Raw genomic sequence first — 25643 nt, 5'->3', positions numbered from 1 at the left:
ATCGTAGTCGGCGCGGGGGTATCGACAGTGCCAGTCCCCCCACCATCCAGGCAGGACTCAGCGGGGCGCGTCGTAGCGTCCCGGGCGTCCCAGCGAGTAGACGACCTGCCATAGCTGCAGGCTGCGGGCACGGAAGGCGCCGGCACACACGCACCGGTAGTAGCGGAACATGCGCCGGGTCCGTGCGTTGTCGCGATCGGCAATCTCGTGCCAGTGAGCATCGAAGGTCTCGCGCCAGGCCCTCAGGGTGTGATCATAGTGAGCGCGGGGGTATCGACAGCGCCAGTCCCCCCACCATCCAGGCAGGACTCAGCGGGGCGCGTCGTAGCGTCCCGGGCGTCCCAGCGAGTAGACGACCTGCCATAGCTGCAGGTTGCGGGCACGCAAGGCACCGGCACACACGGACCGGTAGTAGCGGAACATGCGCCGGGTCCGTTCGTTGTCGCGATTGGCGATCTCGTGCCAGTGGGCATCGAAGGTCTCGCGCCAGGCCATCAGGGGGTGATCATAGTCGGCGCGGGGGTATCGACAGCGCCAGTCCCCCGATCCAGGCAGTACTCAGCGGGGCGCGTCGTAGCGTCCCGGGCGTCCCAGCGAGTAGACGACCTGCCATAGCTGCAGGTTGCGGGCACGGAAGGCGCCGGCACACACGGACAGGTAGTAGCGGAACATGCGCCGGGTCCGTTCGTTGTAGCGATCGGCGATCTCGTGCCAGTGGGCATCGAAGTTCTCGAGCCAGGCCATCAGGGTGTGATCGTAGTCAGCACCGAAGTTCTGCCAGTCCTCCATTAGCAGGTGGCGTTCACTGGCCTTGGCGATGTGCATGACCGAAGGCAGCACGCCGTTGGGGAAGATATAGCGGTTGATCCAGGGGTCGGCACTGATGTCGGAGTTGTTGGAGCCGATGGTGTGCAGCAGGAAGAGTCCTTCCGGCGGCAGCAGACGGCGGACCGTCTCGAAGTAGGTTTCATAGTTGCGGTGGCCGACATGCTCGAACATCCCGATGGAGACGATACGGTCGAAGCGCCCCTCCAGGTCGCGATAGTCCTCCAGCAGAATCTCCACGGGCAGGCCTTCGCAGCGCTTTCGGGCGAGCTCGGCCTGCTCCCGGGAGATGGTGATGCCGGTGACATGTACGCCATGATGCCTTGCGGCATGCTCGGCCAGGCTTCCCCAGCCGCAGCCGATATCCAGCACATGCATGCCCGGTTTCAGGTCGAGCTTGCGACAGGCCAGCTCTAGCTTGGCCTTCTGGGCCTCGTGGAGGCCGTCCGCGGCCTTCCAGTAGCCGCAGGAGTAGCACATGGTGTCATCCAGCATGCGCCGGAAGAGGTCGTTGCCGAGGTCATAGTGGGCCTCGCCGACGATGTAGGCCCGGGCCCGGCTCTGCAGGTTGAAGAACCCGGACTGCAGCCGATACATGAGTCGCTCGGAGGGGCTCTGGGAATGTTCGCCGAGGCCATGGCGCAACATCAGGTTCGCCATCTGGTCGAGGCGCTCACAGTCCCACCAGCCGTCCATGTAGGACTCGCCGAGCCCCAGGGTGCCCTGGTGGAGAATGCGGGAGAAGAAGTCGGGATGATAGACGCGGATGTCCTGGGGAGCATCGCCGTTGAGGCTTACGCCGGAGCCGTTCAGCAGTTTCTCGACAACGTGACGGGCCCGGGTATCGGGCAGGGCGACAGGGCCGAGGCGTGAGTCACTGGTCATGGAGTCCTCCTGGTCCCGCAGTGGCTGGATGCCGGATACTGGCGATGTAATCGCGTTTCCCATCATCATAGACGACTGATTAAGGCGCGCATTCATATGCCGCCGTCCGCTTCAACGAGGAGAAGGTGTTATGCACGTCATCTGTGATCTTTGCGTGGTGCCGCTGGGCGTCGGTGTCTCGGTGTCTGCCCAGGTGGCGGCCTGTCAGGAGGTCATCCGGGAATCGGGTCTCGAGCACTGCATGCACGCCTACGGCACCAATATCGAGGGGCCCTGGGATGAGGTGATGGCCGTGGTCAAGCGATGTCACGAGGTGGTGCACGACATGGGCGCGCCGCGCATCACCACTACCCTGAAACTGGGAACCCGCACCGACCGGGAGCAGCATATGGACGACAAGGTGACGAGCGTCGAGGCGCTGCTGCGCTCGAGGTGACGCGGGGCGGATGTAGAGCTGTAACGTTTACCTGACGCTATGTCAGGAAAACTTGCCGTGCCGGCGACACCAGTCATGGCATCGACGGGGGTGTAACGCTTGCTTGACGAAAGGGGGCCGGCAGCCTGCGTCGCGGCGCCGGGCAGGCGGAAGACGGCCATTCCGGCGGGGGCGGGAGGGCACTAGTCTGGTGGCATCCAAGGGCCGATGAGCCCGGAGACGACAACCACAAACGACCCGGAGGTCTTCATGAACGCCCCTGCCAAGACGAGCCAGACCGTCAGCACCGCCAACCCCATCGGCACCGATGGCTTCGAGTTCGTCGAGTACACCGCCCCGACCGAGGAGGGCATCGAGGCCCTGCGCCAGCTGTTTCTCAAGTTGGGCTTCACCGAGACCCGCAAGCATCGCTCCAAGGCCGTCACCCTGTTCCAGCAGGAGGGCATCAACTTCGTGCTCAATGCCGAACCGAACAGCCACGCCGCCGAGTTTGCCCGTGTCCATGGTCCCAGCGCCTGTGCCATGGCATGGAAGGTGGCCGATGCCAAGCAGGCCTACGAGCATGCCGTGGCCTGCGGCGCCAAGCCGGTAGAGACCCCGGTGGGCAAGGGCGAGGTGGGCATTCCCGCCGTCAAGGGCATCGGGGGCTCGCTGCTGTACTTCGTCGACCACAAGGTCGACGGCGAGGGGCGCACCATCTACGACATCGACTTCGTGGCGATCCCCGGACGCACGCCCCAGGACCACAGCGTGGGCCTCGAGGTGCTCGACCACCTGACCCACAACGTCGATCGCGGCCAGATGGACGTCTGGGCGGATTTCTACACTCGCGTGGCCAACTTCCGCGAGATTCGCTACTTCGACATCGCCGGCAAGAAGACCGGGCTTCACTCCCGCGCCATGACCGCGCCCTGTGGCAAGATGCATATCCCCATCAACGAGTCCGCCGACGACAACTCGCAGATTGCCGAATTCCTGCGCGAGTACAACGGCGAGGGCATCCAGCACCTGGCCATGGCCACCGATGACATCTACGCCACGGTGCGCGACCTGAAGGCCAATGGCATCACCTTCCTGACCACGCCGGACACCTATTACGAGAAGGTCGACGAGCGGGTGCCCAATCACGAGGAGAACCGCGAAGACCTGCGCGAGCTGAACCTGCTGGTGGATGGCGGCCCGGACCAGGGGGTGCTGCTGCAGATCTTCACCGAGACGGTCATCGGGCCGATCTTCTTCGAGATCATCCAGCGCAAGGGCAACGACGGCTTCGGCGAGGGCAACTTCAAGGCCCTGTTCGAATCCATCGAGGAAGACCAGATCCGTCGCGGCGTGCTCAACGCCGACGACTGATCCACTCCTCGTCGATCCCGGCAGACCTGCCGGGATCGATGGGCAGGGCGATGATAGCCAGAACAATCCCCCGTCTCCCTGCCCATTCACGATAAAATCCGTCACAATGGGAGCCCTGGCTGGCTCCATGCCTCGTGGCGGGTGACAACAACAGTTCCGTGATCCCTGGTGTGACATGACAAACGACGCGCAAAACCGTACCCAGTGGCTTGGCCGCTGGGGCTTCGTTCTGGCGGCGACCGGCTCCGCAGTGGGCCTGGGCAACGTCTGGAAGTTCCCCTACATGACCGGCGAATATGGCGGCGGTGCCTTTGTGCTGGTCTATCTGGCCTGCATCCTGGCGATCGGCGTGCCGGTGATGATGACCGAGATCGCCTTGGGCCGTCGCGGCCGCGGCAGTCCCATCGACGCCATCCGCCGCGTGACCAGCGAGTCCGGCGGGACCTCGCTGTGGTCGCTGCTGGGCTGGATGGCCATGCTCTGCGGCTTCATGATCCTGTGTTTCTACGTGGTCGTGGCCGGTTGGTCGTTCTCCTACCTGTGGAAGATGCTTACCGGGGGCCTGGCCGGCTCCAGTGTCGACGACATGGCAGCGATCTTCGGCGCCAACAACGAGAGCCCGTTCAACCTGGGCTTCTGGAGCACCCTGGTGACCGTCGCCACCATGGTCATCGTCGGCAAGGGCGTGCAGGGCGGCATCGAGAAGAGTGTCAGCTGGATGATGCCCGGGATGGTCGTCATGCTGGTGATCATGATCGCCTACGGCGCCCTCTCCGGCGGCTTCGGCGAGGCACTGCACTTCCTGTTCGCCTTCAATGCCGGCAGCCTGTCCAGCGAAGGCATGCTGGCGGCCATGGGCCATGCCTTCTTCACCTTGTCGCTGGCCTCCGGCGCTATCCTGACCTACGGCAGCTACCTGCCACGCAACGCCTCCATCGGCCGCACGACCCTCACCGTGGCGGTGGCCGATACCCTGGTGGCCCTGATGGCCGGCCTGGCGATCTTCCCGGTGATCTTCGCCAACGGCATGGAGCCTGGCAGCGGCCCGGGCCTGATCTTCATGAGTCTGCCGCTGGCCTTCCAGGCGATGCCGTTGGGTACCCTGTTCGGCATCCTGTTCTTCGTGATGCTGTCCATGGCGGCGCTGACCTCGTCGATCTCCATGGTCGAGGCCACCGTGTCCTGGCTCACCGATAACAAGGGCATCTCACGGCGCACCGCCTCCTGGGGCACCGGCATCCTGCTGTGGGTGATCAGCACCCTGGCCATGCTCTCGTTCAATGTGGGAGCCGAGTGGACCCTGGCTGGCAAGCACTTCTTCGGCTGGCTGGACTACCTCACCTCCCGCTGGATGATGCCGCTCGGCGGCCTGGGCATGGTGCTGCTGGCGGGTTTTGTGCTCAAGAGCGAGAGCCTGCGCGAGGAACTCGGCCTGTCGCCGGTCGTGCATGGCCTGTGGCTGTTCATGGTCCGCTATGTCAGCCCGCTGGGGATCCTGGTGATCTTCGTCGATGCGCTGGGGATCGCCAAGCTGCAGTTCGGGAGCCACTGGCCCTGGCTGCTGCTGGCGCTGGTGGTGATCACCCTGGTCGGCGAACTGGCGAGCCCGCGGCTCAAGCGCGCCTTCGGCGCCTGAACCGATATTGCCAACGGCCAACGACATCGCCCCCGCTTTTGCGGGGGCGATGTCGTTGGCAGGGTAGGGGGAGAGCCATGCGCATCAGGGGTGGGGTCGATGGAGCGGTTATATGCTTGCGCAGAGTCATTAGTGGCAATCCGGCGGCAAATTAATTACTTTATCGCATATTAAATCCCATTGACCTTGGAAATATGGAATATGAGTGGCGCAAGTGATTCCCCGGGGCCCGACACCCTGCGGCTGCCCGCGGCGGTCTCCGAGCTGGCGCCGGGCCGGGTCAGCCTGGTCGGCGCCGGGCCGGGGGATCCGGAACTGCTGACCGTGAAGGCCTTGCGGCGTCTCCAGGCCGCCGAGGTGATCCTCCACGATCGCCTGGTCAGCGACGAGATCCTTGCCCTGGCCAATCCTGCGGCCTGGAAGCTCTACGTGGGCAAGGCGCGCTCGGACCACAGCGTGCCCCAGGAGGGCATCAACCAGGCGCTGGTCGATTGGGCGAGTGCCGGCAAGCGGGTAGTGCGCCTCAAGGGCGGCGATCCCTTCATCTTCGGGCGTGGCGGGGAGGAGCTCGAGACGCTGGTGGCCGCAGGCGTCGAGGTCGAGGTTGTGCCGGGCATCACCGCGGCCTCGGGATGCGCGGCCTATGCCGGCATTCCCCTCACCCATCGGGATCATGCCCAGTCGGTGCGCTTCATCACCGGTCATCTGCGCGATGGCGGCTGCGACCTCGACTGGGCGGCCCTGGCGAGCTCGGGGCAGACCCTGGTGTTCTACATGGGGCTCGGCAGCCTGGCGATCATCGCCGAGCAGCTCAAGGCTCATGGCCTGGCCGCCGATACGCCCCTCGCCCTGATCGAGCAGGGCACCACCGCCCGCCAGCGGGTGCATGTGGGGAGCCTGGCGAGCTTGCCCCCGGCCATCGAGCTGGGTACTATTCGGCCGCCGACACTTATTATCGTCGGCACCGTGGTGACGTTGCATGACACGCTGGCCTGGTTCGACAACGATCGTGCCGGCAGCCTGGGTTGGTTGCAGGGAAAGCACCCGACGCCGTCTGACACGTCTCAAGGCGCCTGAAGTCGCGGGGAGATCGACATCGGCGTACAAGTCGTTGTGAGGTGACGAATGGTGGATTCCCGCAAGGCGAGCTCGACTCGTCCCCATGGGTGGCGTCTGGCGTGTCTCGGGCTGTCCCTGCTGCTGTTGAGCGGCTGTGCAGGGGATTCGCTGGCCCATCAATCCAGCGGCGACGATGTCGCGATCCAGAAGGGCGTCGCCTCCTTCTACAGCGATCGCTTTCAGGGCCGCACCACGGCCAGCGGCGAGCCCTTCGACCAGCAGGCCCTTACCGCCGCCCACCGCACTCTGCCCTTCGGCACCAAGGTCCTGGTGACCCGGCGCGATACCGGCCGCCAGGTCGAGGTCGAGATCATCGACCGTGGCCCCTTCGTCAGTGGCCGGGTGATCGACCTCTCCAAGCGGGCCGCCCGTGCCCTCGGCATGCTCGGCCGCGGGACCGCCCCCGTCCAGCTCAGTTACGTACGCTGACGGCGCCCTGCCCAGCGGGCGGGTCGACGAGTCAGTCGCCTGCCGCGCTGTCCCGCGAGAACTCCCGCCGCCAGCGCGCCAGCAAGGCCTGTCGCTTGAGGTCATCCAGGGTCGCCAGCAACCCCGGGCCCAGCGCCAGGGGCCGCAGGGCCTCCCCATGGGTCGCGCGCAGGCGGTCCGCGGTTCCCTGGCCCTCGAGTTCCGGGTGGACCGCGCCGAGTGCGGTCTGCTCGGCGATCACCCGCTGGCCCTCCAGGCCGATCAGGAAGTCCAGGAAGCGTCGGGCGCTCCTCGGGTGAGGCGCCTGGCGCGGCATCAGCGCCAGGCGCTGGGTGACCAGGGCATAGTCGTCGGGAATCACCATCTCGAGCGCCGGGTCCTGCGCCACGACCCGCCGGGCATAGCTGCCCAGCAGGTTATAGCCCAGCCAGTAGCGTCCCTCTGCAAGCCCTGCCAGCATCTCGCCGGTGGTATCCACCAGCTGGGCCCGTGTCTGGCCGAAGGCGGCCACCAGATCCCAGTAGCGGGGCGACAGCCGCGATTCCTCGATGGCATAGGTGTAGCCGGCCCCACTGCGCGACGGGTCATAGGTCACCACCCGGCCCGCCAGCGCCGTCCCATGGCGCTGGAGCAGGGCGAGCAGGTCGGCATGACTCTGCGGGCGGCCGAAACGCTCGATCAGCTCGCGGCGGACCACCATCACGACCGGCTCGAAGGTGAAGGCGAACAGCTCCTGGCGCCAGCGGGCCCAGTCCGGCCAGGCCGCGGCCGCCGCCGAGCCGAGGGGCTGGGCGTGACCATCGTTGGCCAGTCGGTATTGCCAGGGCATGGCCGAGGAGATCAGCACGTCGACCTCGTCGGGTGTGGCCAGGAAGCGCTCATACAGCGGCAGGGTGCCCAGGTTGCGGTACGTAAGCTCGATGCCGGGGTGTTGCCGATGGAAGCGCTCCAGCAAGGGGCGAATATGCACCAGGTCCAGGGCACCGTGGATCACCAGCTGCCCCGTGGCCTGACCGGCGACAGGGGCCGCCGGATAGTGCAGGCGCTCCTCCGCCATGGCGAGGGGAGCCGCACACAGCCACAGCAGCAGCAGGGTAGCGAAACCTGACCTCATGGCGTGTCTCCCGGGAAGCGCAGCACGACCCGCAGCCCGTGGCCGCCGCTGGCGTCCTCGAGGGTCAGGCGGGCGCCATGGGTGCGGGCGATGCCGTCGACGATGGCCAGCCCCAGTCCGGAGCCGTCGGAGTCCTCGCTGCCGCGATGGAAGGGACGCAGCATCAGCAGGCGGCGCCCGGGGGAGATGCCGGGCCCGTCGTCTTCCACTTCCAGGGCCGGCGGCGAGGCGTGGGTGCGCACGGTGACGTGTCGGGCGCCATAGCGCCTGGCGTTGTCGATCAGGTTGCCCAGCGCCTCCTCCAGCTGCCAGTCGAGTCCCCTGATGCGCACCGGCGCCGGCGCGGTCTCGACACCGAGGTCGATCCCGTCCCGGTGGCAGGCATGCCAATGGGTCCTGACGGCCTGGCGGGCCAGGGCGTTGAGGTCCAGCGAGGCCAGCTCGGGACGGTATTCGGGATTGTCGAGGCGAGTCAGCGACAGCAGCTGGATCGCCAGGCGCGAGGTGCGCACGCTGGTAGCGTGCATGGCCTCGAGGGCCTCCCGCCAGCGGGCCGGGTCGTCCTGGCGCAGGGCCAGCTCGGCCCGCGCCGACAGGCCCGCCAGGGGGGTGCGCAGCTGGTGGGAGGCGTCGCCGATGAAGCGTTCCTGGTTGGCGCGTACCCGGCGCATGCGCGCCAGCAGATCGTTCAGGGTCTCGCGCAGCTCGGCGAGCTCCCTGGGCAGGCTCAGCTCCAGGGGGGACAGGGTGCGCGGGTCGCGGGCGCGGATGGCACGGCGCAACCGGGTGAGGGGGGCCAGGGCGGCACGAATCGCCAACAGCAGGATCCCCACCGCCAACGCTGCCATGGTGAGGATGTAGGCCAGGTTGCCCCGCAGCAGCTCGGCGGCCAGCCGCTCGCGACCCTCGCGGGTATGGGCAACCCGCACCTCGAAGCGCTCACGCTGTCGCCAGTCCTCCAGCCGCGCCCGGCGAATACCCTGCCGCACCGCCAGGCCGTGCCAGTCGATGTCGCGGTAGAGCAGGGTATCGCCGCGCTCGCCGACCTGGCGGGGATCGGCGGGCAGCTCGGCGTTGCCGGTGACGAAGTCGCCCTGGGCATCATAGAGGGCATAGAAGACCCGCTCCTCGGCGTCGGTGGCCAGCATCTCCAGAGCAGCGGGAGGCAGGTCGAGCCACAGGCGCTGTTCCTGCCATTGCACCTGCTCGGCGATCGCCAGGGTGGCGGCCTCGAGCAGTCGGTCATAGGCGCGGTCGGCCGTGCGGCGGGCCTCCACCCAGGCCTGCAGCACCATCAGCCCGCCCAGGGCCAGCAGGGGCAGCAGCAGCCAGGTCAGCAGCCGCCGGTAGAGGCTGTCACGGCGGATCACGTGGCCTCCAGCAGGTACCCCAGCCCGCGTACCGTGCGCAGGGCCACCCCGGTATCGGTCAGGCGCTTGCGCAGGCGATGGACGTAGACCTCGATGGCATTGTCTCCCATGGGCTGGTCCTGAAAGGCCTCCTCGGCGAGGCGTGCCTTGTCCACTGGCTCGCCGGCGTGGCGCATCAGGCAGGCCAGCAGCCGCTGTTCCCGGGGCGGCAGCGCGAGGGGCGCATCATCGAGGGTAAAGCGCTGGGCCAGGCCATCGAAGCTCAGGGGGCCGACCTGCAGCAGCTGACCACGCTCGCGGCGGCGCAGCAGCGCCCGCACCCGGGCCTCGAGCTCGTCCAGGGCAAAGGGTTTCGCCAGGTAGTCGTCGGCCCCCAGGTCCAGCCCGCGCACCCGGTCCTCGATGGCGCCGCGAGCGGTGAGGATCAGCACCGGGGTGTCACGATCATGGGCGCGCAGGGCCGACAGCACTTCCAGCCCTCCGCAGCCGGGCAGGTTGAGGTCCAGTAGCACCAGCGACAGGCCCGGGACGGGCTTGGCCAGCCGATCCCGGGCCGCATCGCCATCCGCCAGGTGGTCGACGGCGTGTCCCTCGAGGCGCAGGGCATCGAGAAGCGTCTCGGCCAGCAGTCGATCATCTTCCACCAGCAGCAACCTCATGGGCTCGTCTCCTGTTCCATCGGCGGCGTTTCCAGGCGCCCGCGCGCCGCCTCCAGGGCCTGGCGCCATGCCCCGGCCGGGTGACGGCCGGCAGGACCTGACAGCGACAGCCAGAGGCGCGGTTCGCCGGGGCCAGTGGACAGGGCGAGGCATTCCATGTGGCCACCGGGTAGGGCGGGGCGTGGGTCGTCTTCCCGGCGGGTCGACCAGCGGCTGCCGGGATGCAGGTCGTGGCGCAGGGCCGCGCTGGGTAGCGCCACCAGGCGACATTCGACTTCGCCGGGGTGCGCCTCGAGCAGGGCCGCGGTCTCGCCGATATCGGCCGCCAGGCGGTCCAGCTGCGGCTGGACCCGCGCTGCCAGGTGGCGGGTCGGGGCATGGCGGCGTGCCAGACGCACCGGGCTGTGGCCGAGCCGCCAGCGCCCGTCGCTGCCACGCTGGACATAGTCGTAGCGCGAGAGCGATCCCAGTAACCGAAGCAGGGTGCTCTTGTAGAACCCGGTGACCTCGGCCAGCTCGGCCAGGGTGAAGGCCTCCTGGGGCGAGTCGAAGGTCTCGAGTACCGTCAGGGCCCGCTCCACGGCCTCGACGCGATCCTGTGCCATGCCTTTCCTCCCGTCATGGTGCGGGCGCGATGCCGATGCAACTTTGGTCGCAAATGCCCCGCCAGGCGTTGACCCGCTCTGGGGGGACGCCTAGCTTTCTATCCTGAGGAACGAAGTTCTGCCTTACAGAATTGTAAGCCAGGCGTCAGCCTCCTACAAGACCCAATTCGATCCACCCACATCAGGGGACCACAACAATGTCCATGAGAACGCCGCTCAAGCTCTTCGCCGTCGCCGCCTTCACCGTTAGCGCCGGGTCCGCCATGGCCTTCGAACCCGAGGGCAAGGTCGAATGCCTGGCGCCCGCCGACCCGGGCGGCGGCTGGGATTTCACCTGCCGCAGCGTGGGCAATGTGCTGGAGGAGCTCGACCTGGTGCCGGGCAGCGTGCAGACCGTCAACATGGCCGGTGCCGGCGGTGGCGTGGCCTTCGCCCACACCGTGAGCAAGCGCGCCGGTGATGACCAGCTGCTGGTCGCCGCGTCCACCGCGACCACCACCCGCCTGGCCCAGGGCCAGTTCCCGGGCATGACTGCCGACATGGTCAACTGGATCGGTGCGCTGGGGGCCGACTACGGCGTCATCGCGGTGGCCGCGGAGTCGGACTATGACGACCTGCCGGAGCTGATGGATGCCCTCAAGGAGGATCCGCGCAGCGTCAAGTTCGCCGGCGGCAGTGCCAAGGGCGGCTGGGATCACCTCAAGGTGCTGATCGCCGCTCAGAAGGCCGGCGTCGAGAACCTGCCGCGGATTCCCTACCTGTCGTACAACAACGGCGGCGAGGCCATGACCCAGGTGGTCGGCGGCCATGTGGACGCTTTCACCGGCGACATCACTGAAGCCCAGGGCTTTATGGCGTCGGGAGATCTCAAAGTCCTCGCGGTGCTCGCGGAGGAACGCCTGCCCGGCGATTTCAGTGACATCCCCACCGCGCGCGAGCAGGGCATCGACGCCATCGGGCCGAACTGGCGCGGCTTTTACATGCCCGCCGACATCTCCGACGACGCCAAGCAGTACTGGATCGACGCCATGGACACCATCTACCAGAGCCAGGAGTGGAAGGATGTCATGGAAAACAATGGCCTGATGCCATTCCACATGACCGCCGGCGAGTTCGAGGAGTTCGTCGCCAACCAGATCACTGACATCGAGCAACTCTCGAAAGACATCGGGCTGATCCAGTAATGACCTTCAACGACCGCATCTTCGGGGTCCTGATGATCGCCCTGGCCGTCGCGTACGGCTGGGGCACCACCCTGTTCCCCGAGCCGTTCGGCGGGGCCGAATCCGTCGGTCCCGAGACCTTTCCACGCCTGCTGACGGTGGTGCTGGCGCTATCCAGCCTCTACCTGATCGTGCGCCCCGACCCCGACAATGCCTGGCCCTGGAGCCGTACCGGCGTCGAGCTGATCATCGCCGTGGTGGTGCTGGTGTTCTACACCATGCTGCTGCAGCCGCTGGGCTTCATCCTCAGCACCCTGCTCGCGGTGGGCACCCTGTGCTGGCGCATGGGCGCCACCCCGGTCAAGGCCTACCTGACCGGCGCCGTGGCGGGCATCGTGGTGTTCCTGATCTTCAATTTCGCCCTGGACCTCTCGCTGCCGCTGGGCCTGCTGTCCTTCCTGGAGGTGAGCTGATGGAAACGCTGGGTTACCTGATCGACGGGTTCGGCGTCGCCCTGGCGCCGCACAACCTGATGTTCGCCCTGCTGGGGGCCTTCCTCGGCACCCTGATCGGCGCCTTGCCGGGCCTCGGGCCGGCCAACGGCGTGGCCATCCTGATCCCGTTGGCCTTCACCCTCGGGCTGGCGCCGGAGACGGCGCTGATCATGCTCACCGCGGTCTATGCGGGCGCCATGTACGGCGGGCGGATCTCCTCCATTCTGCTCAACATCCCCGGCGACGAGCCGGCCATGATGACCTGCCTGGACGGCTATCCCATGGCCCAGCAGGGCAAGGCCGCCGAGGCCCTGGCGATCTCCGCCGTGGCCTCCTTCATGGGCAGCCTGATCGCCACGATCGGGCTGATCCTGCTGGCGCCGATCCTCGCCGACTTCGCCCTGACCTTCGGCCCGGCCGAGTACTTCGCCTTGTTCCTGCTGGCCTTCGCCACCCTCGGCGGCATCACCGGCAAGAACCCCATGAAGACGGTGGTGGCGGCCTGCATCGGGCTGATGATCGCCACCGTGGGCATCGACAATACCGGGGTGCAGCGCTACACCTTCGGCGTGCTCGAGCTCTACGAGGGCGTCGACTTCATCATCGCCATCGTCGGCCTGTTCGCCATCTCCGAGCTGCTGTTCTTCATCGAGGAGAAGGCCGGGGGCGGCAAGCAGAAGATGAGCGTCAACAAGCTCACGCTCTCGTGGAAGGATATCCGCGCCATCATGCCGTCGAGCATCCGCGGCGGTGTGCTGGGCTTCATCGCCGGCGTGCTGCCCGGGGCGGGGGCGTCACTGGGCAGCTTCATCGGCTATACCCTCGAGAAGAAGGTCGTCGGCAGCAAGGGCTACTTCGGCAAGGGGGATCCGCGCGGCGTGGCCGGTCCCGAGGCCGGCAACAACGGCGCCTCCAGCGGCGCTCTGGTCCCCATGCTGACGCTTGGCGTCCCCGGGAGCGGCACCACCGCCGTGCTGCTGGCGCTGCTGATCTCGCTGAACATCACCCCCGGGCCGCTGATGTTCACCCAGAACGCCGACATCGTCTGGGGCGTGATCGCGGCCCTGCTGATCGGCAATTTCCTGCTGCTGGTGCTGAACATCCCGCTGGTGGGGATCTTCGTCAAGCTGCTCTCGGTGCCGCCGATGTACCTGCTGCCGATCGTCACCATGATCGCCTTCGTGGGCATCTACTCGATCAGCAACACCACCTTCGACCTCTACTTCATGGTGGCCTTCGGCGTGGCCGGCTATGTGCTGCGCAAGCTGGAGATTCCGCTGGTGCCGGTGATCCTCGGCCTGCTGCTGGGGCCGGAGATGGAGAAGAACCTGCGCCACGCCATGGATATCTCCGATGGCGACTGGACCATCCTCTGGGACAGCGGCCTGGCCCTGGGGCTCTGGGTCTTTGCCGGCCTGGGGCTGATCCTGCCCTATATCGTCGGCCCGCTGCTGCGTCGCCGCATGCAGGTGTCCACCGGCACGGGCGGGCCCGAGGGCGACTGATCGCCTGATTTCCCTGCAGTGCCATGAGGGGCGCCGGCCATACCGGCGCCCCTTCTGCTGTCTGGGGTGGTCGACCTGGGCCTGCCCTACAGGGGGGCAGGTCCTCGGCCACCGGCACCGCCCTGGTTCGATGTCGGGTGTCATCCTGCACCACACATCACCATCGACCCGCGGCAAGCTTTGGGCCGGCGATTTCCAAGGCGCTGAAATACAAGGGGTCGTTAGTGGACGTTGCATTCTGGCACGTCCCTTGCGCTGGTTTGGTGGGCACGGTGCCGGCGTCACCGCACCCTTGCCCCTCGATAACAACCACCTCGCAAGGAGTTCCCATGATCCCCTTCCCGACCGTGCATCCCACCCGTTGGCTGGCCGCCTCGCTGATCGGCCTCGGTCTCTCCACGCCGGCACTCGCCCAGGAGGACCCGATCAAGGTGGGCATCCTGCACTCTCTCTCCGGCACCATGGCCATCAGCGAGTCGACCCTCAAGGACACCATGCTGATGCTGATCGAGCAGCAGAATGCCGAAGGGGGGCTGCTCGGTCGTCAGATCGAGCCGGTGGTCGTCGACCCGGCCTCCGACTGGCCGCTGTTCGCCGAGAAGGCCCGCGAGCTGCTGGCCCAGCAAGAGGTCGACGTCATCTTCGGCAACTGGACCTCGGTGTCGCGCAAGTCCGTGTTGCCGGTGGTGGAGGAACTCAACGGCCTGCTGTTCTACCCGGTGCAGTACGAGGGGGAGGAGTCCTCCGAGAACGTCGTCTACACCGGCGCGGCACCGAACCAGCAGGCGATTCCCGCCGTCGACTACCTGATGAACGAGGTCGGGGCCGAGCGCTGGGTGTTGGCCGGTACCGACTACGTCTATCCGCGGACCACCAACAAGATCCTCGAGGCCTACCTCAAGGCCCACGGCGTGGCCGACGAGGACATCCTGGTCAACTACACGCCCTTCGGTCATTCCGACTGGCAGAACATCGTCGCCGACATCAAGCGCTTCGGCAGCCAGGGCAAGAAGACCGCGGTGGTCTCCACCATCAACGGCGATGCCAACGTGCCGTTCTATCGCGAGCTGGGCAACCAGGGCATCGATGCCGCCGACATCCCGGTGGTGGCCTTCTCGGTGGGCGAGCAGGAACTCTCCGGCATCGATACCGCGCCCCTGGTGGGGCACCTGGCCGCCTGGAACTACTTCATGAGCGTCGACACCGATGCCAACTACGACTTCATCGACAGCTGGATCGAGTACACCGGCGACGAGATGGCCGTCACCAACGACCCCATGGAGGCTCACTACATCGGCTTCAACATGTGGAAGGAGGCCGTGCGCAAGGCCGGCACCACCGAGGTCGATGCGGTGAAGGATGCCATCATCGGGGTCAGCGTGCCCAACCTGTCCGGTGGCTATGCGGCCATGATGCCCAACCACCACATCACCAAGCCGGTGCTGATCGGCGAGATCCAGGACAACGGCCAGTTCTCCATCGTCTGGGAGACCCCCTCCACCGTCGCCGGGGATGCCTGGTCCGACTACCTGGACGGCTCCCGTGACCTGATCAGCGACTGGCGTCAGCCCCTGGCATGCGGCAACTACAACGTCGTCGAGGGTAGCTGCGGCGGCAGCGAGGCCGAGGAAGACGTCGCCTCCGCCGAGTAAGTCGCTTTCCCACCGGACCGGGGCCCTGGTCCGGTGGCATGACACGCCACTCAGGACACCCATCACAGGACATGCCCATGAGGATGATCCGCGCCCTCGTGCCAGGGCTGCTGCTCTGGCTGCTCGTTGGACTGGTGCCGTCGGCCCAGGCCCAGACGCCCGGCCAGGACCCCGCCGGTCAGGCCCTGCTCGAGGCCCTCGATACCCGCTCCTACGCCGACAAGGGCGAGGCCATCGCGGCGCTCGTCGCCAGCGGCGACGAGCGCACCCGGCGCTGGCTCGAGGCTCTGCTGGCCGGCAAGCTGCAGCGTCAGGAAGACACCGGTCGCTTCATCGTGGTGCTCGAGAACCGCGGTCGCCACTGGCCGGTCGTCGACGCCCTGAGCTTCGAGGCGGCCGGCGAGATGTCACGCCGCGAGCTCGACCGCATCGGCATCAACAATGCGCTGCGCGGGCAGCTGCAGAGCACCCTGGCGGTGCTCGACCTGCGCGTCGACGACGTGGGGGCACGCCGCGAGGCGGCCCGCGAACTGCTCGGCAACATCGAGGCCGCCATGCTCCCCCCGTTGCAGGCGCTGGTGGCCGACGAGGCCGATGGCGAGGTGAAGCGCCTGCTCGCGCAGGCCATCGCCATCCATCGCCTGGAGCAGGGCGATGCCGCGGCCGTCGAGGGCCTGGCCGGCAGCCTCAATCCCGAGGCCCGAGCGGCGCTCAGTGCCGCCGCGCGCAGCGACGACGCCGCCCTGGCCGAGGCCGCGAGCGGGGCACTCGCCGACATCGAGCAGAAACTCAAGCTGAACCGCGGCGTCGAGACGCTCTATTTCGGCCTGTCGCTCGGCTCGGTGCTGGTGCTGGCGGCCATCGGCCTGGCGATCACCTTCGGCGTGATGGGCGTGATCAACATGGCCCATGGCGAGCTGATGATGCTCGGTGCCTATACCACCTGGGGCATGCAGCAGCTGCTGCCCGGTCAGCCGGGGCTGGCGCTGATCCTGGCGATCCCCGCCGGCTTCCTGGTGGCGGCCCTGGCGGGGATCGCCATCGAGCGCAGTGTCATCCAGTTCCTCAAGGGGCGTCCCCTGGAGACCCTGCTGGCCACCTTCGGCGTCAGCCTGATCCTCCAGCAACTGGTGCGCACCCTGATCTCGCCGCTCAACCGCACCGTGGTCTCGCCCGAATGGATGAGCGGTTCGCTGATGATCAACGAGGGGCTGTCGCTGACCCTCAACCGTCTGTTCGTGCTGGGCTTTGCGCTGCTGGTCTTCGCCGGCCTGATGCTGGTGATGCGCCGTACGCGGCTGGGCCTGGAAGTTCGCGCCGTGACCCAGAATCGCGCCATGGCCCGTTCCATGGGCATCCGTGCCACTCGCGTCGATATCCTGACCTTCGCCCTGGGATCCGGGGTGGCGGGCCTGGCCGGGGTGGCGCTGTCCCAGCTCACCAACGTGGGCCCCAACCTTGGCCAGAACTACATCATCGACTCCTTCATGGTGGTGGTGTTCGGCGGGGTGGGGAACCTCTGGGGCACCCTGGTGGCGGGCCTCTCGCTGGGCGTCATCAACCAGGTCCTCGAGCCCTGGGCCGGTGCCGTACTGGCCAAGATTCTGGTGCTCGTCTTCATTATCCTGTTCATCCAGAAGCGCCCCCGCGGACTCTTCCCGCAGAAGGGCCGGGCGGCGGAGGGCTGATTCATGCTTGCCTCTCGATCCTGGCTATCCCGACCCTTGCACGAGCGCTCGACACGGCTGTTCCTCGGCGTGCTGATCGCGGCCCTGGCCGTCGTCAGCCTGCTCAACCTGGCGCTGCCGGCGGGGCATCCGCTGCATGTCTCCACCTATACCGTGACGCTGCTCGGCAAGTACCTGTGCTATGCGCTGCTGGCCGTGGCGGTGGACCTGGTGTGGGGCTATCTCGGCATCCTTAGCCTCGGCCATGGCGCCTTCTTCGCCTTGGGCGGCTATGCCATGGGCATGTACCTGATGCGCCAGATCGGCGACCGCGGGGTCTATGGCGACCCGGTGCTGCCGGACTTCATGGTTTTCCTCGACTGGCAGAGCCTGCCCTGGTACTGGCACGGCTTCGACATGGCCTGGTTCGCCTTGTTGACGGTGCTGCTGGCGCCGGGACTGCTGGCCCTGGTGTTCGGCTTCCTGGCTTTTCGCTCGCGGGTGACCGGGGTGTATCTGTCGATCATCACCCAGGCGTTGACCTTCGCGCTGATGCTGGCCTTCTTCCGCAACGAGATGGGCTTCGGCGGCAACAACGGCCTGACCGACTTCAAGGAGCTGCTGGGCTTCGACCTGACCGCCGACGCGACCCGCCTTTGGCTCTTCCTGGCCACCGGCATGGCCCTGGCCCTGGGCTATGTGCTGTGTCGGGCGATCGTCGCCAGCAAGCTCGGCCGGGTCTGCGTGGCCACCCGCGACGCCGAGGCCCGCACGCGCTTCCTGGGCTACCGGGTGGAGCGCTTCCAGCTGTTCGTCTTCGTGGTCTCGGCGATGCTGGCCGGCGTCGCCGGCGCGCTCTACGTGCCCCAGGTGGGCATCATCAACCCGGGGGAGTTCTCGCCGATCTTCTCCATCGAGATCGTGCTGTGGGTGGCGCTGGGCGGCCGCGGCACCCTCTATGGCGCAGTGATCGGGGCGCTGCTCGTCAACTACGCCAAGACGGTGTTCACCGGCGTGATGCCGGAGGCCTGGCTGTTCGCCCTGGGCGGGCTCTTCGTGCTGGTCACGGTGCTGCTGCCGAAGGGCATCGCCGGCCTGCTGGCCTACCGCCGGCCACGCCGCGCCGACCCGGATCCATCCACCACCCCTGGGGAGGCCTCGGCATGAACTTCCTGACATCGCTGGCCGATCGCGATCGTGTCTTCGACTTCCTGGTGCCCGTCGACTCCCCGGTGGACGTGCGCCATGGCCCGATCCTCTATCTCGAGGACGTGACGGTCAGCTTCGACGGCTTCCGCGCCATCGACCGCCTCAACCTGACCATCGACGATGGTGAGTTGCGCTGCATCATCGGCCCCAACGGGGCGGGCAAGACCACCATGATGGACATCATCACCGGCAAGACACGCCCGGATACCGGCCAGGTCTGGTTCGGCAGCCGACACAACCTGCTGACCATGAACGAGCCGGCGATCGCCAGCCTCGGCATCGGCCGCAAGTTCCAGAAGCCCACCACCTTCGAGGCCCTTACGGTCTTCGAGAACCTGGAACTGGCCATGGCCGCCGACAAGCGCATCCTGCCCACCCTCACGGCGCGGACGACCGGCGAGATCCGTGCGCGGATCGAGGAGGTCATGACCACCATTGGCCTGGTCGAGTTGCGTCATCGGCCGGCCGGGATCCTCTCCCACGGCCAGAAGCAGTGGCTGGAGATCGGCATGCTGCTGATGCAGCGCCCGCGGCTGCTGCTGGTGGACGAGCCGGTGGCCGGGATGACCGAGCAGGAGATGGAGCGTACGGCGGAGCTGCTCACCGGCCTGGCGGGCCAGCAGTCCGTGGTGGTGGTGGAGCACGACATGGGCTTCGTGCGCTCCATCGCCCGCACGGTCACCGTGCTCCATCAGGGCAGCGTGCTGGCCGAGGGCAGCATGAACCAGGTGTCCATGGATCCCCGCGTCGTCGAGGTCTACCTCGGCGCCGAGGCCGACGAGGAGGTGGCCTGATGCTCGCGATCGACAAGCTCGACCAGTACTACGGCGAGAGCCACACCCTGTGGTCCCTCGACCTCGAGGTGCCGGCGGGGGAATGCACCTGCGTGATGGGCCGCAACGGGGTGGGCAAGACCACCCTGGTGAAGGCGGTGATGGGGGAGGTCACGGTGGCCTCGGGCAGCATTCGCTATGCGGATGATCGGGAGCTGACCAAGAAACGCATCGAAGACCGTTCGCGGCTGGGCATCGGCTATGTGCCCCAGGGACGCCAGATCTTCCCGCTGCTCACCGTCGAGGAGAACCTGCGTACCGGCCTGGCGGCCCGCGGCGACGGTCGCACGTCGATCCCCGAGCGCATCTACGAGCTGTTCCCGGTGCTGGAGGAGATGAAGCATCGACGCGGCGGCGACCTCTCGGGCGGCCAGCAGCAGCAACTGGCCATCGGCCGGGCCCTGGTGCTCGAGCCGTGGCTGCTGATCCTCGACGAGCCGGGGGAGGGGATCCAGCCCAATATCGTCACCCAGATCGGCGAGGTGATACGGCGCCTGATCCGTGAGGACGGTCTGACGGTGCTGCTGGTGGAGCAGAAGCTGTCCTTCGCCCGCAAGTATGCCGACCGCTTCGCCATCATGGATCGGGGGCGCCGGGTCGCCGGCGGCGCGATCGGCGAGCTCAGCGAGTCGCTGATCAAGGAGCACCTCACGGTCTAGGCAGGGCTGCGACTCCTCCGCGGAGCCCGCCTGGCGTCGTGCCCTGGCCGCCGAGAGGTGCCGTCTTTGCATGAGGCGCATCAGGCCGCCCGCGATCGGGCCGGTGGATGGCGAGCGAAGTGACGGAGTGCTGCGGGTAGGGGCCGGCGCACCAGAGTCGTACCACGCCTTGTCCCTGGTGTCTCTCATGGTGCATGGCGAGGTGGTGACTGCGCCTTATCAGTGCAACAAGGGCCGTGGCGGGTACGCTCCTACATCGTGTACGCGTTTCAAGTCGTTCATATCAATGTATATTTCCTGTTTTTTTTCACGCTGGTACGGCCATTGCTTTGCGCAGGTAGTTGCCATTCGACGTGCCTCACGTCCCCGACCAGAAGCAGAAGGCAGTTGCCGATGACGGCCTACTCCCCCGCCAGACCCGCCGCCCCGACCGGGGCCGAGGACGCCGGGCATCGCTTCGATGCCGGCCGCCGCTGGGCGGCATCGCTGGAGCTCGGCTTTGCCTCCCGGCAGGGCACCACCCGCCTGGCCCGTGCCCGCCACCGCGGCCCGTTGCGGGTGCAGCGGCCTTTCTACCCGGAAGGGCGCGACGCGTCAGGCCGCTCCGGCGCCTGCCACCTCTACCTGCTGCACCCGCCCGGTGGCCTGGTCAGTGGCGATGCCCTGAGCATCTCGGCCGAGGTGGAGGCGGGCGCGCATGCGCTATTGACCACCCCGGCCGCCAACAAGCTCTACCGAGCCGATCATCACGACGTGGCCTGGGAACAGCACACTCGGTTGCGGGCGGCGGACGGTAGCTGTCTCGAGTGGCTGCCCCAGGAGACCATCGCCTTCGATGGTTCCCGGGGGGGACAGAGCACGACCATCGAGCTGGCCGGCGAGGCCCGTTGCCTGGGCTGGGAGGTGCTCGCCCTGGGGCGCCCGGCCAGCCGGCTGCCCTATGTCAGCGGACGCATCGAGCAGCGCTTTCGCCTGCTCCGCGACGGCCAGCCGCTATGGCTGGAACGCCAACTCCTCGACCCGGCCCATCCCCGCTTCCGGGGACGCTGGGGGCAGGGCGGCGCGAGCGTCCAGGCGACCCTGTGGGCGGTGGGCCTGGGTGACGAGGCCGACGCCATCGAGGCGCTTCGCGAGCGGCTCCCCGAGAGCCCCCGCTGGGCGGTGACGGTGCGTCACGGCGTGCTGCTGCTGCGCTACCTGGGCAGTGAGCGAAACGAGGCCTGGCGGCTGTGCGAGTCGGCCTGGAGGGTCTTGAGGCCGAGGCTGATCGACCGCGAGGCCTGTGTGCCGCGGATCTGGCGGACCTGATAACAGCCGGAAGCTCGAAGCGAGAAGCCGGAAGGATGCGGTATCTCGCCGATGGGATGTCTTCACGCTTCTGGCTTTCAGGCGCGGAGCGCCGCTCTTCCAGCCTGGTGGCGACTGGCTGGGCATTGAATCAAAGCGACATGGCTAGGGAGCTATCGCGATGGAACTGACCCCGAGAGACAAGGACAAGCTGCTGCTGTTCACCGCCGGCCTGCTGGCCGAGCGGCGCCGGGCACGCGGCCTCAAGCTGAATTACCCCGAGGCGGTGGCGCTGATCAGCTGCGAGGTCATGGAGGGCGCACGGGATGGCCGCAACGTCGCCGAGCTGATGAGCGCGGGCCGCGAGATCCTCGGCCGCGACGACGTGATGGAAGGCGTGGCCGAGATGGTCGACGAGGTCCAGGTCGAGGCGACCTTCCCGGACGGCACCAAGCTGGTCACGATCCATGAACCCATTGTGTGAAGAGGCCCCACACGGCCACTGCAAGGAGCCACGACATGATTCCCGGTGAGTATCAGCTGAAAGACGGCGAGATCGCGCTCTGCGAGGGACGCGAACGGATCACTCTCGAGGTCGCCAACACCGGCGACCGGCCGGTACAGATCGGCTCCCACTACCACTTCGCCGAGGCCAACCCGGCCCTGGTCTTCGAGAGGGGCCGGGCTCGAGGGTACCGGCTGGATGTCGCCGCCGGCACGGCGATTCGCTTCGAGCCCGGCCAGACCCGGGAAGTGACCCTGATTCCCTATGCGGGGAGCCGGCGCATCTTCGGCTTTCGCGGCGAGGTGATGGGTGCGCTGGATGATCGGCAGGGAGGCCGCGCATGACCGGGAACAGGATCAGCCGCCAGGCCTATGCCGACATGTACGGCCCCACCACCGGCGACCGGGTGCGCCTCGGCGACACCGAGCTGTGGATCGAGGTCGAGAGCGATGCCACCCACTACGGCGACGAGGTCAAGTTCGGCGGTGGCAAGGTGATCCGCGACGGCATGGGCCAGGGCCAGCGCCTCGACGACGCGGTCATGGACACCATCATCACCAACGCCCTGATCCTCGATTGGTGGGGCATCGTCAAGGCCGACGTGGGGCTCAAGGCAGGGCGCATCGCCGCCATTGGCAAGGCCGGTAATCCTGACACCCAGCCGGATGTCCAGCTGGTCATCGGCCCGGGTACCGAGGTCATCGCCGGGGAGGGCAAGATCCTCACCGCCGGTGCCATCGATGCCCATATCCACTTCATCTGCCCCCAGCAGGTGGAAGAGGCGCTGATGAGCGGCGTCACCACCATGCTGGGGGGCGGTACTGGCCCGGCCACCGGCTCGAATGCCACCACCTGCACTCCGGGTGCCTGGCATATTGGCCGGATGCTCCAGGCCGTCGACGGCTTGCCGATGAACATCGGCTTTCTCGGCAAGGGCAACGCCAGCCTGCCGGAAGCCCTGGCAGCCCAGATCGAGGCGGGGGCCATGGGGCTCAAGCTGCACGAGGACTGGGGCACCACGCCGGCCTCCATCGACAACTGCCTGAGCGTGGCCGAGCGCTACGACGTCCAGGTGGCCATCCATACCGACACCCTCAACGAGTCGGGCTTCGTCGAGGACACCCTGGCCGCCTTCAAGGAGCGCGGCATCCACACCTACCATACCGAGGGGGCGGGGGGCGGCCATGCGCCGGACATCCTCACCGCCTGTGCCAAGCCCTACGTGCTGCCGTCGTCGACCAACCCCACCCGGCCCTACACGGTGAACACCATCGACGAGCATCTCGACATGCTGATGGTCTGCCATCACCTGGACCCGGCGATTCCCGAGGACGTGGCCTTTGCCGACTCGCGCATCCGCCGCGAGACCATCGCCGCCGAGGACATCCTCCACGACTTGGGCGTGATCTCGATGATCGCCTCGGATTCCCAGGCCATGGGACGGGTGGGGGAAGTGGTCTGCCGGACCTGGCAGACCGCCCACAAGATGAAGCTGCAGCGTGGGCTGCTGCCTGACGACCAGGCGCGTGGCTGCGACAACCTGCGGGCTCGTCGCTATGTCGCCAAGTACACCATCAACCCGGCCCTCACCCATGGCATCGCCCACGAGGTGGGCTCGGTGGAGGTCGGCAAGCTCGCCGACCTGGCGCTCTGGGACCCGGCCTTCTTCGGCGTCAAGCCGGCGCTGATCCTCAAGGGGGGCATGATCGCCGCCGCGCCCATGGGCGATCCCAATGCCTCGATCCCCACGCCACAGCCGGTGCACTACCGTCCCATGTTCGGCGCCTTCGGCCGGGCGGTGAGTCGCTCCCGGCTGACCTTTGTCAGCCAGGCCTCGCTGGATGCCGGTATCAAGGACCGCTTGGGGCTTGCCAGTGATCTGGCCGCCTGCCGCGACGTCAGGCAGGTGAGGAAGGGCGATATGAAGCTCAATGATGCCTGTCCCGACCTCAGCGTGGATCCCCAGACTTACGAGGTGCGTTGCGATGGCGAGCTTCTGACCTGCGAGCCGCTGGCCGAATTGCCCCTGGCCCAGCGCTACCACCTGTTCTGAGGAGTCTTGCCATGCTGAAACTGACCGAGCGTCTGGGCCCCATTGACGACGACCAGGCCGCCGACAGCCTGACGTTGCCCTTTGAGATGCGCACCCGCGGCCGCTTCAAGGCGACCACCGACACGGGCCACGAGGTTGGGGTCTTCCTTGATCGCGGCCAGGTGCTGCGCGACGGCGAGGGGCTGCGTGCCGAGAGCGGTGAGATCCTCAGGGTGTGTGCCGCCGTGGAGCCGGTGATCACGGCACACATCGAGGCCGGCCTGGCGCTGGCGCGGCTGTGCTATCACCTGGGCAACCGCCATGTGCAGCTGGCCCTGGGCGGCGGCGATGCCGGAACCGGTTGGGTGCGCTTCCCGCCGGACCATGTGCTGGAGACCCTGGCCGAGCGCCTCGGGGCCCGGCTCGAGCGACACGCGGCACCCTTCCATCCCGAGCCGGGGGCCTATGCCCAGGCCGGGGAGGGGCACCATCATCACCCACATCACCACGGCCAGGAGCATGCCCATGCCCACTGAGCGGCCGGAGATATCGGCCGGGGGCGAGGACCTGGCGCTGCTGGGCCTGCTGCAGCTGGTCAGCCCGGCGCTGCCGATCGGCGCCTTCGCCTGGTCCCAGGGGCTCGAGAGCGCCTTCGAGCTGGGCTGGGTCAAAGACGAGGCGAGCCTCGGCCGCTGGCTGGACGGCGTGCTCGATGATGGCCTGGCGCGTTGCGAGCTGCCGGTGCTGGCCCGGCTCATGTCGGCCTGGGCGGAACGGGACGGCGCGGCGATCGTCGGCTGGAATGACTGGCTCGCCGCCAACCGTGAGACCGCCGAGCTGGCCGCCGAGGACGCCCGGCTCGGCGCCGCTCTGCTCCGCCTGCTGGCGAGCCTCGAGCTGTTGCCCACCGAGCGGCTGCCCGACCCGGCCGGTTACGTCACCGTCTTCGCCTGGCTGGCCCATGCCCGTGGCATCGCCCCCCGTACGGCGCTGCTGGGGTTCGCTTGGGCCTGGCTGGAGAACCAGCTTGCGGTGGCCTGCAAGGCCCTGCCGCTGGGCCACACCGCGGCCCAGCGGCTGGTCGAGCGCCTGCGGCCGTCCCTGGTGGCCGCCGTGGACGCGGCCCTGTCGCGGGACGAAGAGGCGCTCGGCCCCATCCTGCCGGGGCTGGCGCTGGCCAGCGCCCAGCACGAAACCCAGTATTCACGCCTGTTCAGAAGCTAGGAGACTCCCCATGACCCATTGTCTGCGTATCGGCGTCGGCGGCCCGGTCGGCTCCGGCAAGACCGCCTTGCTCAAGCAGCTCTGCCTGGCACTGAGCGAGCACTACGACCTTGCGGTGGTCACTAATGATATCTATACCCGGGAGGACGCCGACTTCCTGACGCGTCACGAGGCGCTGCCCGAGGTCCGCATCCTCGGGGTGGAGACCGGCGGCTGCCCGCATACGGCCATCCGTGAGGATGCCTCCATGAACCTGGCCGCCATCGACGACCTGCAGGCGCGCCATCCGGGGCTCGAGCTGGTGCTGGTGGAATCCGGGGGTGACAACCTCTCGGCGACCTTCAGCCCTGAGCTCTCCGACCTGACGCTCTACGTCATCGACGTCTCCGCCGGTGACAAGATCCCTCGCAAGGGCGGTCCCGGGATCACCAAGTCGGACCTGCTGATCATCAACAAGATCGATATCGCCGAGCAGGTGCATGCTTCCCTGGCGGTGATGGAGCGTGACTCGCGGCGCATGCGCGGCGAGCGCCCGTTCGTCTTCGCCAACCTGCATGACGGGATCGGGGTGGAGGAGATTATCGCCTTCATCCTCGATCGCGGCATGCTCCCCGAGCGCCGGCCGACCCACGCGGCGCACCACGTATTCGCCTGACCCCCATTCTCATTCAGGAGAGTTTTCGATGCTTCGTCTTTCCCCCCTTGTCGTGCTCGCTGGCCTGTTGGCGAGTGCCCCCGTCCTCGGCCATCCGGGACACGGCGCCCCATCGTTGCACCAGCATGCTGGCGAGCCCTCACCCCTGGTCCTGCTGGGCGTCGCCGCCCTCGCGAGCGTCGGCCTCAGCCTGCTGGGGCGTGTCCTGCTGCGGCGTCTCCGGGCACGCTCCCCGCACTGAGGCGGCGACGCCAAGCGCCTCCCGGCGGCCTGCCGCCTGCACGCTGTCGGCGGGCGCGTTATGCTGATGAGCGTCGTCGGCCGGTG

28 protein-coding genes are annotated in these 25643 nt (G+C 67.5%); 21 read left to right on the top strand and 7 right to left on the bottom strand.

Annotation, left to right across the window (positions count from 1 at the left end; all coding sequences use genetic code 11):
- Positions 1-57: 57 nt before the first annotated feature.
- The 3 genes from EKG36_RS16545 to cfa form a co-directional block, all read right to left on the bottom strand.
- Positions 58-246, bottom strand: a complete 189-nt coding sequence (locus EKG36_RS16545; RefSeq protein ID WP_246007542.1) for a class I SAM-dependent methyltransferase — start codon at positions 244-246, stop codon at positions 58-60.
- Between the two features lie 63 nt (positions 247-309).
- Positions 310-555, bottom strand: coding sequence for a class I SAM-dependent methyltransferase (locus EKG36_RS16540; protein ID WP_281274434.1), 246 nt, complete (start codon positions 553-555; stop codon positions 310-312).
- 3 nt (positions 556-558) lie between these two features.
- Positions 559-1710, bottom strand: coding sequence for a cyclopropane fatty acyl phospholipid synthase (gene cfa / locus EKG36_RS16535; RefSeq protein WP_126486097.1), 1152 nt, complete (start codon positions 1708-1710; stop codon positions 559-561).
- A gap of 130 nt (positions 1711-1840) precedes the next feature.
- On the opposite strand from cfa, the gene EKG36_RS16530 reads away from it, so the two are divergent.
- From EKG36_RS16530 to EKG36_RS16510, 5 genes are all read left to right on the top strand, one after another.
- Positions 1841-2146: an MTH1187 family thiamine-binding protein gene (locus tag EKG36_RS16530; RefSeq protein ID WP_126486095.1), complete on the top strand. Its 306-nt coding sequence runs from the start codon at positions 1841-1843 to the stop codon at positions 2144-2146.
- 249 nt (positions 2147-2395) lie between these two features.
- A complete protein-coding gene (gene hppD / locus EKG36_RS16525) occupies positions 2396-3499 on the top strand; it encodes a 4-hydroxyphenylpyruvate dioxygenase (protein ID WP_126486093.1) in 1104 nt (367 codons plus the stop codon).
- 175 nt (positions 3500-3674) lie between these two features.
- Entirely contained in the window at positions 3675-5135 is a 1461-nt protein-coding gene (locus tag EKG36_RS16520; RefSeq protein ID WP_126486091.1) for a sodium-dependent transporter, read from the top strand.
- A gap of 201 nt (positions 5136-5336) precedes the next feature.
- On the top strand, positions 5337-6212 hold the full coding sequence (gene cobA, locus EKG36_RS16515; protein WP_126486089.1) for a uroporphyrinogen-III C-methyltransferase: 876 nt from the start codon (positions 5337-5339) through the stop codon (positions 6210-6212).
- Positions 6213-6260: 48 nt separating this feature from the next.
- On the top strand, positions 6261-6683 hold the full coding sequence (locus EKG36_RS16510) for a septal ring lytic transglycosylase RlpA family protein (RefSeq protein ID WP_126486087.1): 423 nt from the start codon (positions 6261-6263) through the stop codon (positions 6681-6683).
- Between the two features lie 31 nt (positions 6684-6714).
- Here EKG36_RS16510 and EKG36_RS16505 read toward each other — a convergent pair whose 3' ends face one another.
- From EKG36_RS16505 to EKG36_RS16490, 4 genes are read right to left on the bottom strand one after another with little or no spacing between them, the layout of a single operon-like run.
- Positions 6715-7797: an ABC transporter substrate-binding protein gene (locus tag EKG36_RS16505; RefSeq protein WP_126486085.1), complete on the bottom strand. Its 1083-nt coding sequence runs from the start codon at positions 7795-7797 to the stop codon at positions 6715-6717.
- Positions 7794-9167 (bottom strand): sensor histidine kinase, encoded by a 1374-nt coding sequence (locus EKG36_RS16500; protein WP_126486083.1) that lies wholly within the window; start codon positions 9165-9167, stop codon positions 7794-7796. Before EKG36_RS16500 ends, EKG36_RS16505 begins: the two co-directional genes overlap by 4 nt.
- Positions 9164-9826, bottom strand: coding sequence for a response regulator transcription factor (locus EKG36_RS16495; protein WP_126486081.1), 663 nt, complete (start codon positions 9824-9826; stop codon positions 9164-9166). Before EKG36_RS16495 ends, EKG36_RS16500 begins: the two co-directional genes overlap by 4 nt.
- Positions 9823-10431, bottom strand: coding sequence for a helix-turn-helix domain-containing protein (locus EKG36_RS16490; RefSeq protein WP_126486079.1), 609 nt, complete (start codon positions 10429-10431; stop codon positions 9823-9825). Before EKG36_RS16490 ends, EKG36_RS16495 begins: the two co-directional genes overlap by 4 nt.
- Positions 10432-10628: 197 nt before the next feature.
- On the opposite strand from EKG36_RS16490, the gene EKG36_RS16485 reads away from it, so the two are divergent.
- From EKG36_RS16485 to EKG36_RS16410, 16 genes are all read left to right on the top strand, one after another.
- Positions 10629-11615 carry a Bug family tripartite tricarboxylate transporter substrate binding protein gene (locus EKG36_RS16485; protein WP_126486077.1) on the top strand — a complete coding sequence of 329 codons (987 nt, stop codon included), beginning with the start codon at positions 10629-10631 and terminating at the stop codon, positions 11613-11615.
- Positions 11615-12067, top strand: a complete 453-nt coding sequence (locus EKG36_RS16480) for a tripartite tricarboxylate transporter TctB family protein (RefSeq protein WP_126486075.1) — start codon at positions 11615-11617, stop codon at positions 12065-12067. Before EKG36_RS16485 ends, EKG36_RS16480 begins: the two co-directional genes overlap by 1 nt.
- Positions 12067-13593, top strand: a complete 1527-nt coding sequence (locus tag EKG36_RS16475) for a tripartite tricarboxylate transporter permease (RefSeq protein WP_126486073.1) — start codon at positions 12067-12069, stop codon at positions 13591-13593. Before EKG36_RS16480 ends, EKG36_RS16475 begins: the two co-directional genes overlap by 1 nt.
- 329 nt (positions 13594-13922) lie before the next feature.
- Positions 13923-15245, top strand: a complete 1323-nt coding sequence (urtA, locus tag EKG36_RS16470) for an urea ABC transporter substrate-binding protein (RefSeq protein ID WP_425459609.1) — start codon at positions 13923-13925, stop codon at positions 15243-15245.
- A gap of 83 nt (positions 15246-15328) precedes the next feature.
- Entirely contained in the window at positions 15329-16933 is a 1605-nt protein-coding gene (gene urtB, locus EKG36_RS16465; protein WP_126486109.1) for an urea ABC transporter permease subunit UrtB, read from the top strand.
- 3 nt (positions 16934-16936) lie between these two features.
- Positions 16937-18079, top strand: a complete 1143-nt coding sequence (gene urtC / locus EKG36_RS16460) for an urea ABC transporter permease subunit UrtC (protein WP_126486071.1) — start codon at positions 16937-16939, stop codon at positions 18077-18079.
- On the top strand, positions 18076-18915 hold the full coding sequence (gene urtD, locus EKG36_RS16455) for an urea ABC transporter ATP-binding protein UrtD (protein WP_126486069.1): 840 nt from the start codon (positions 18076-18078) through the stop codon (positions 18913-18915). The genes urtC and urtD overlap by 4 nt, the downstream gene beginning before the upstream one ends.
- Positions 18915-19613: an urea ABC transporter ATP-binding subunit UrtE gene (gene urtE / locus EKG36_RS16450; protein WP_126486067.1), complete on the top strand. Its 699-nt coding sequence runs from the start codon at positions 18915-18917 to the stop codon at positions 19611-19613. The genes urtD and urtE overlap by 1 nt, the downstream gene beginning before the upstream one ends.
- A gap of 393 nt (positions 19614-20006) precedes the next feature.
- Positions 20007-20921, top strand: coding sequence for an urease accessory protein UreD (locus EKG36_RS16445; protein WP_126486065.1), 915 nt, complete (start codon positions 20007-20009; stop codon positions 20919-20921).
- 160 nt (positions 20922-21081) lie between these two features.
- Complete coding sequence (ureA, locus tag EKG36_RS16440) at positions 21082-21384, top strand: urease subunit gamma (protein ID WP_126486064.1); 303 nt, start codon at positions 21082-21084, stop codon at positions 21382-21384.
- Positions 21385-21419: 35 nt separating this feature from the next.
- Positions 21420-21749, top strand: coding sequence for an urease subunit beta (locus EKG36_RS16435; RefSeq protein WP_126486062.1), 330 nt, complete (start codon positions 21420-21422; stop codon positions 21747-21749).
- On the top strand, positions 21746-23458 hold the full coding sequence (gene ureC / locus EKG36_RS16430) for an urease subunit alpha (protein WP_126486060.1): 1713 nt from the start codon (positions 21746-21748) through the stop codon (positions 23456-23458). The genes EKG36_RS16435 and ureC overlap by 4 nt, the downstream gene beginning before the upstream one ends.
- An 11-nt stretch (positions 23459-23469) precedes the next feature.
- Complete coding sequence (ureE, locus tag EKG36_RS16425) at positions 23470-23973, top strand: urease accessory protein UreE (RefSeq protein WP_126486058.1); 504 nt, start codon at positions 23470-23472, stop codon at positions 23971-23973.
- Entirely contained in the window at positions 23963-24661 is a 699-nt protein-coding gene (locus EKG36_RS16420; protein ID WP_126486056.1) for an urease accessory protein UreF, read from the top strand. Before ureE ends, EKG36_RS16420 begins: the two co-directional genes overlap by 11 nt.
- Positions 24662-24671: 10 nt before the next feature.
- Positions 24672-25316 carry an urease accessory protein UreG gene (gene ureG, locus EKG36_RS16415; RefSeq protein ID WP_126486054.1) on the top strand — a complete coding sequence of 215 codons (645 nt, stop codon included), beginning with the start codon at positions 24672-24674 and terminating at the stop codon, positions 25314-25316.
- A gap of 28 nt (positions 25317-25344) precedes the next feature.
- Positions 25345-25557 (top strand): hypothetical protein, encoded by a 213-nt coding sequence (locus EKG36_RS16410; protein ID WP_126486052.1) that lies wholly within the window; start codon positions 25345-25347, stop codon positions 25555-25557.
- Positions 25558-25643: the final 86 nt, after the last annotated feature.

Origin of the sequence: Halomonas nitroreducens, assembly GCF_003966155.1 — a bacterium.
In the GTDB taxonomy this organism is placed as follows: Bacteria; Pseudomonadota; Gammaproteobacteria; order Pseudomonadales; family Halomonadaceae; genus Halomonas; species Halomonas nitroreducens.
The sequence above is the reverse complement of the archived record's forward strand: the minus strand, read 5'-3'. Positions and strand labels throughout refer to the sequence as shown.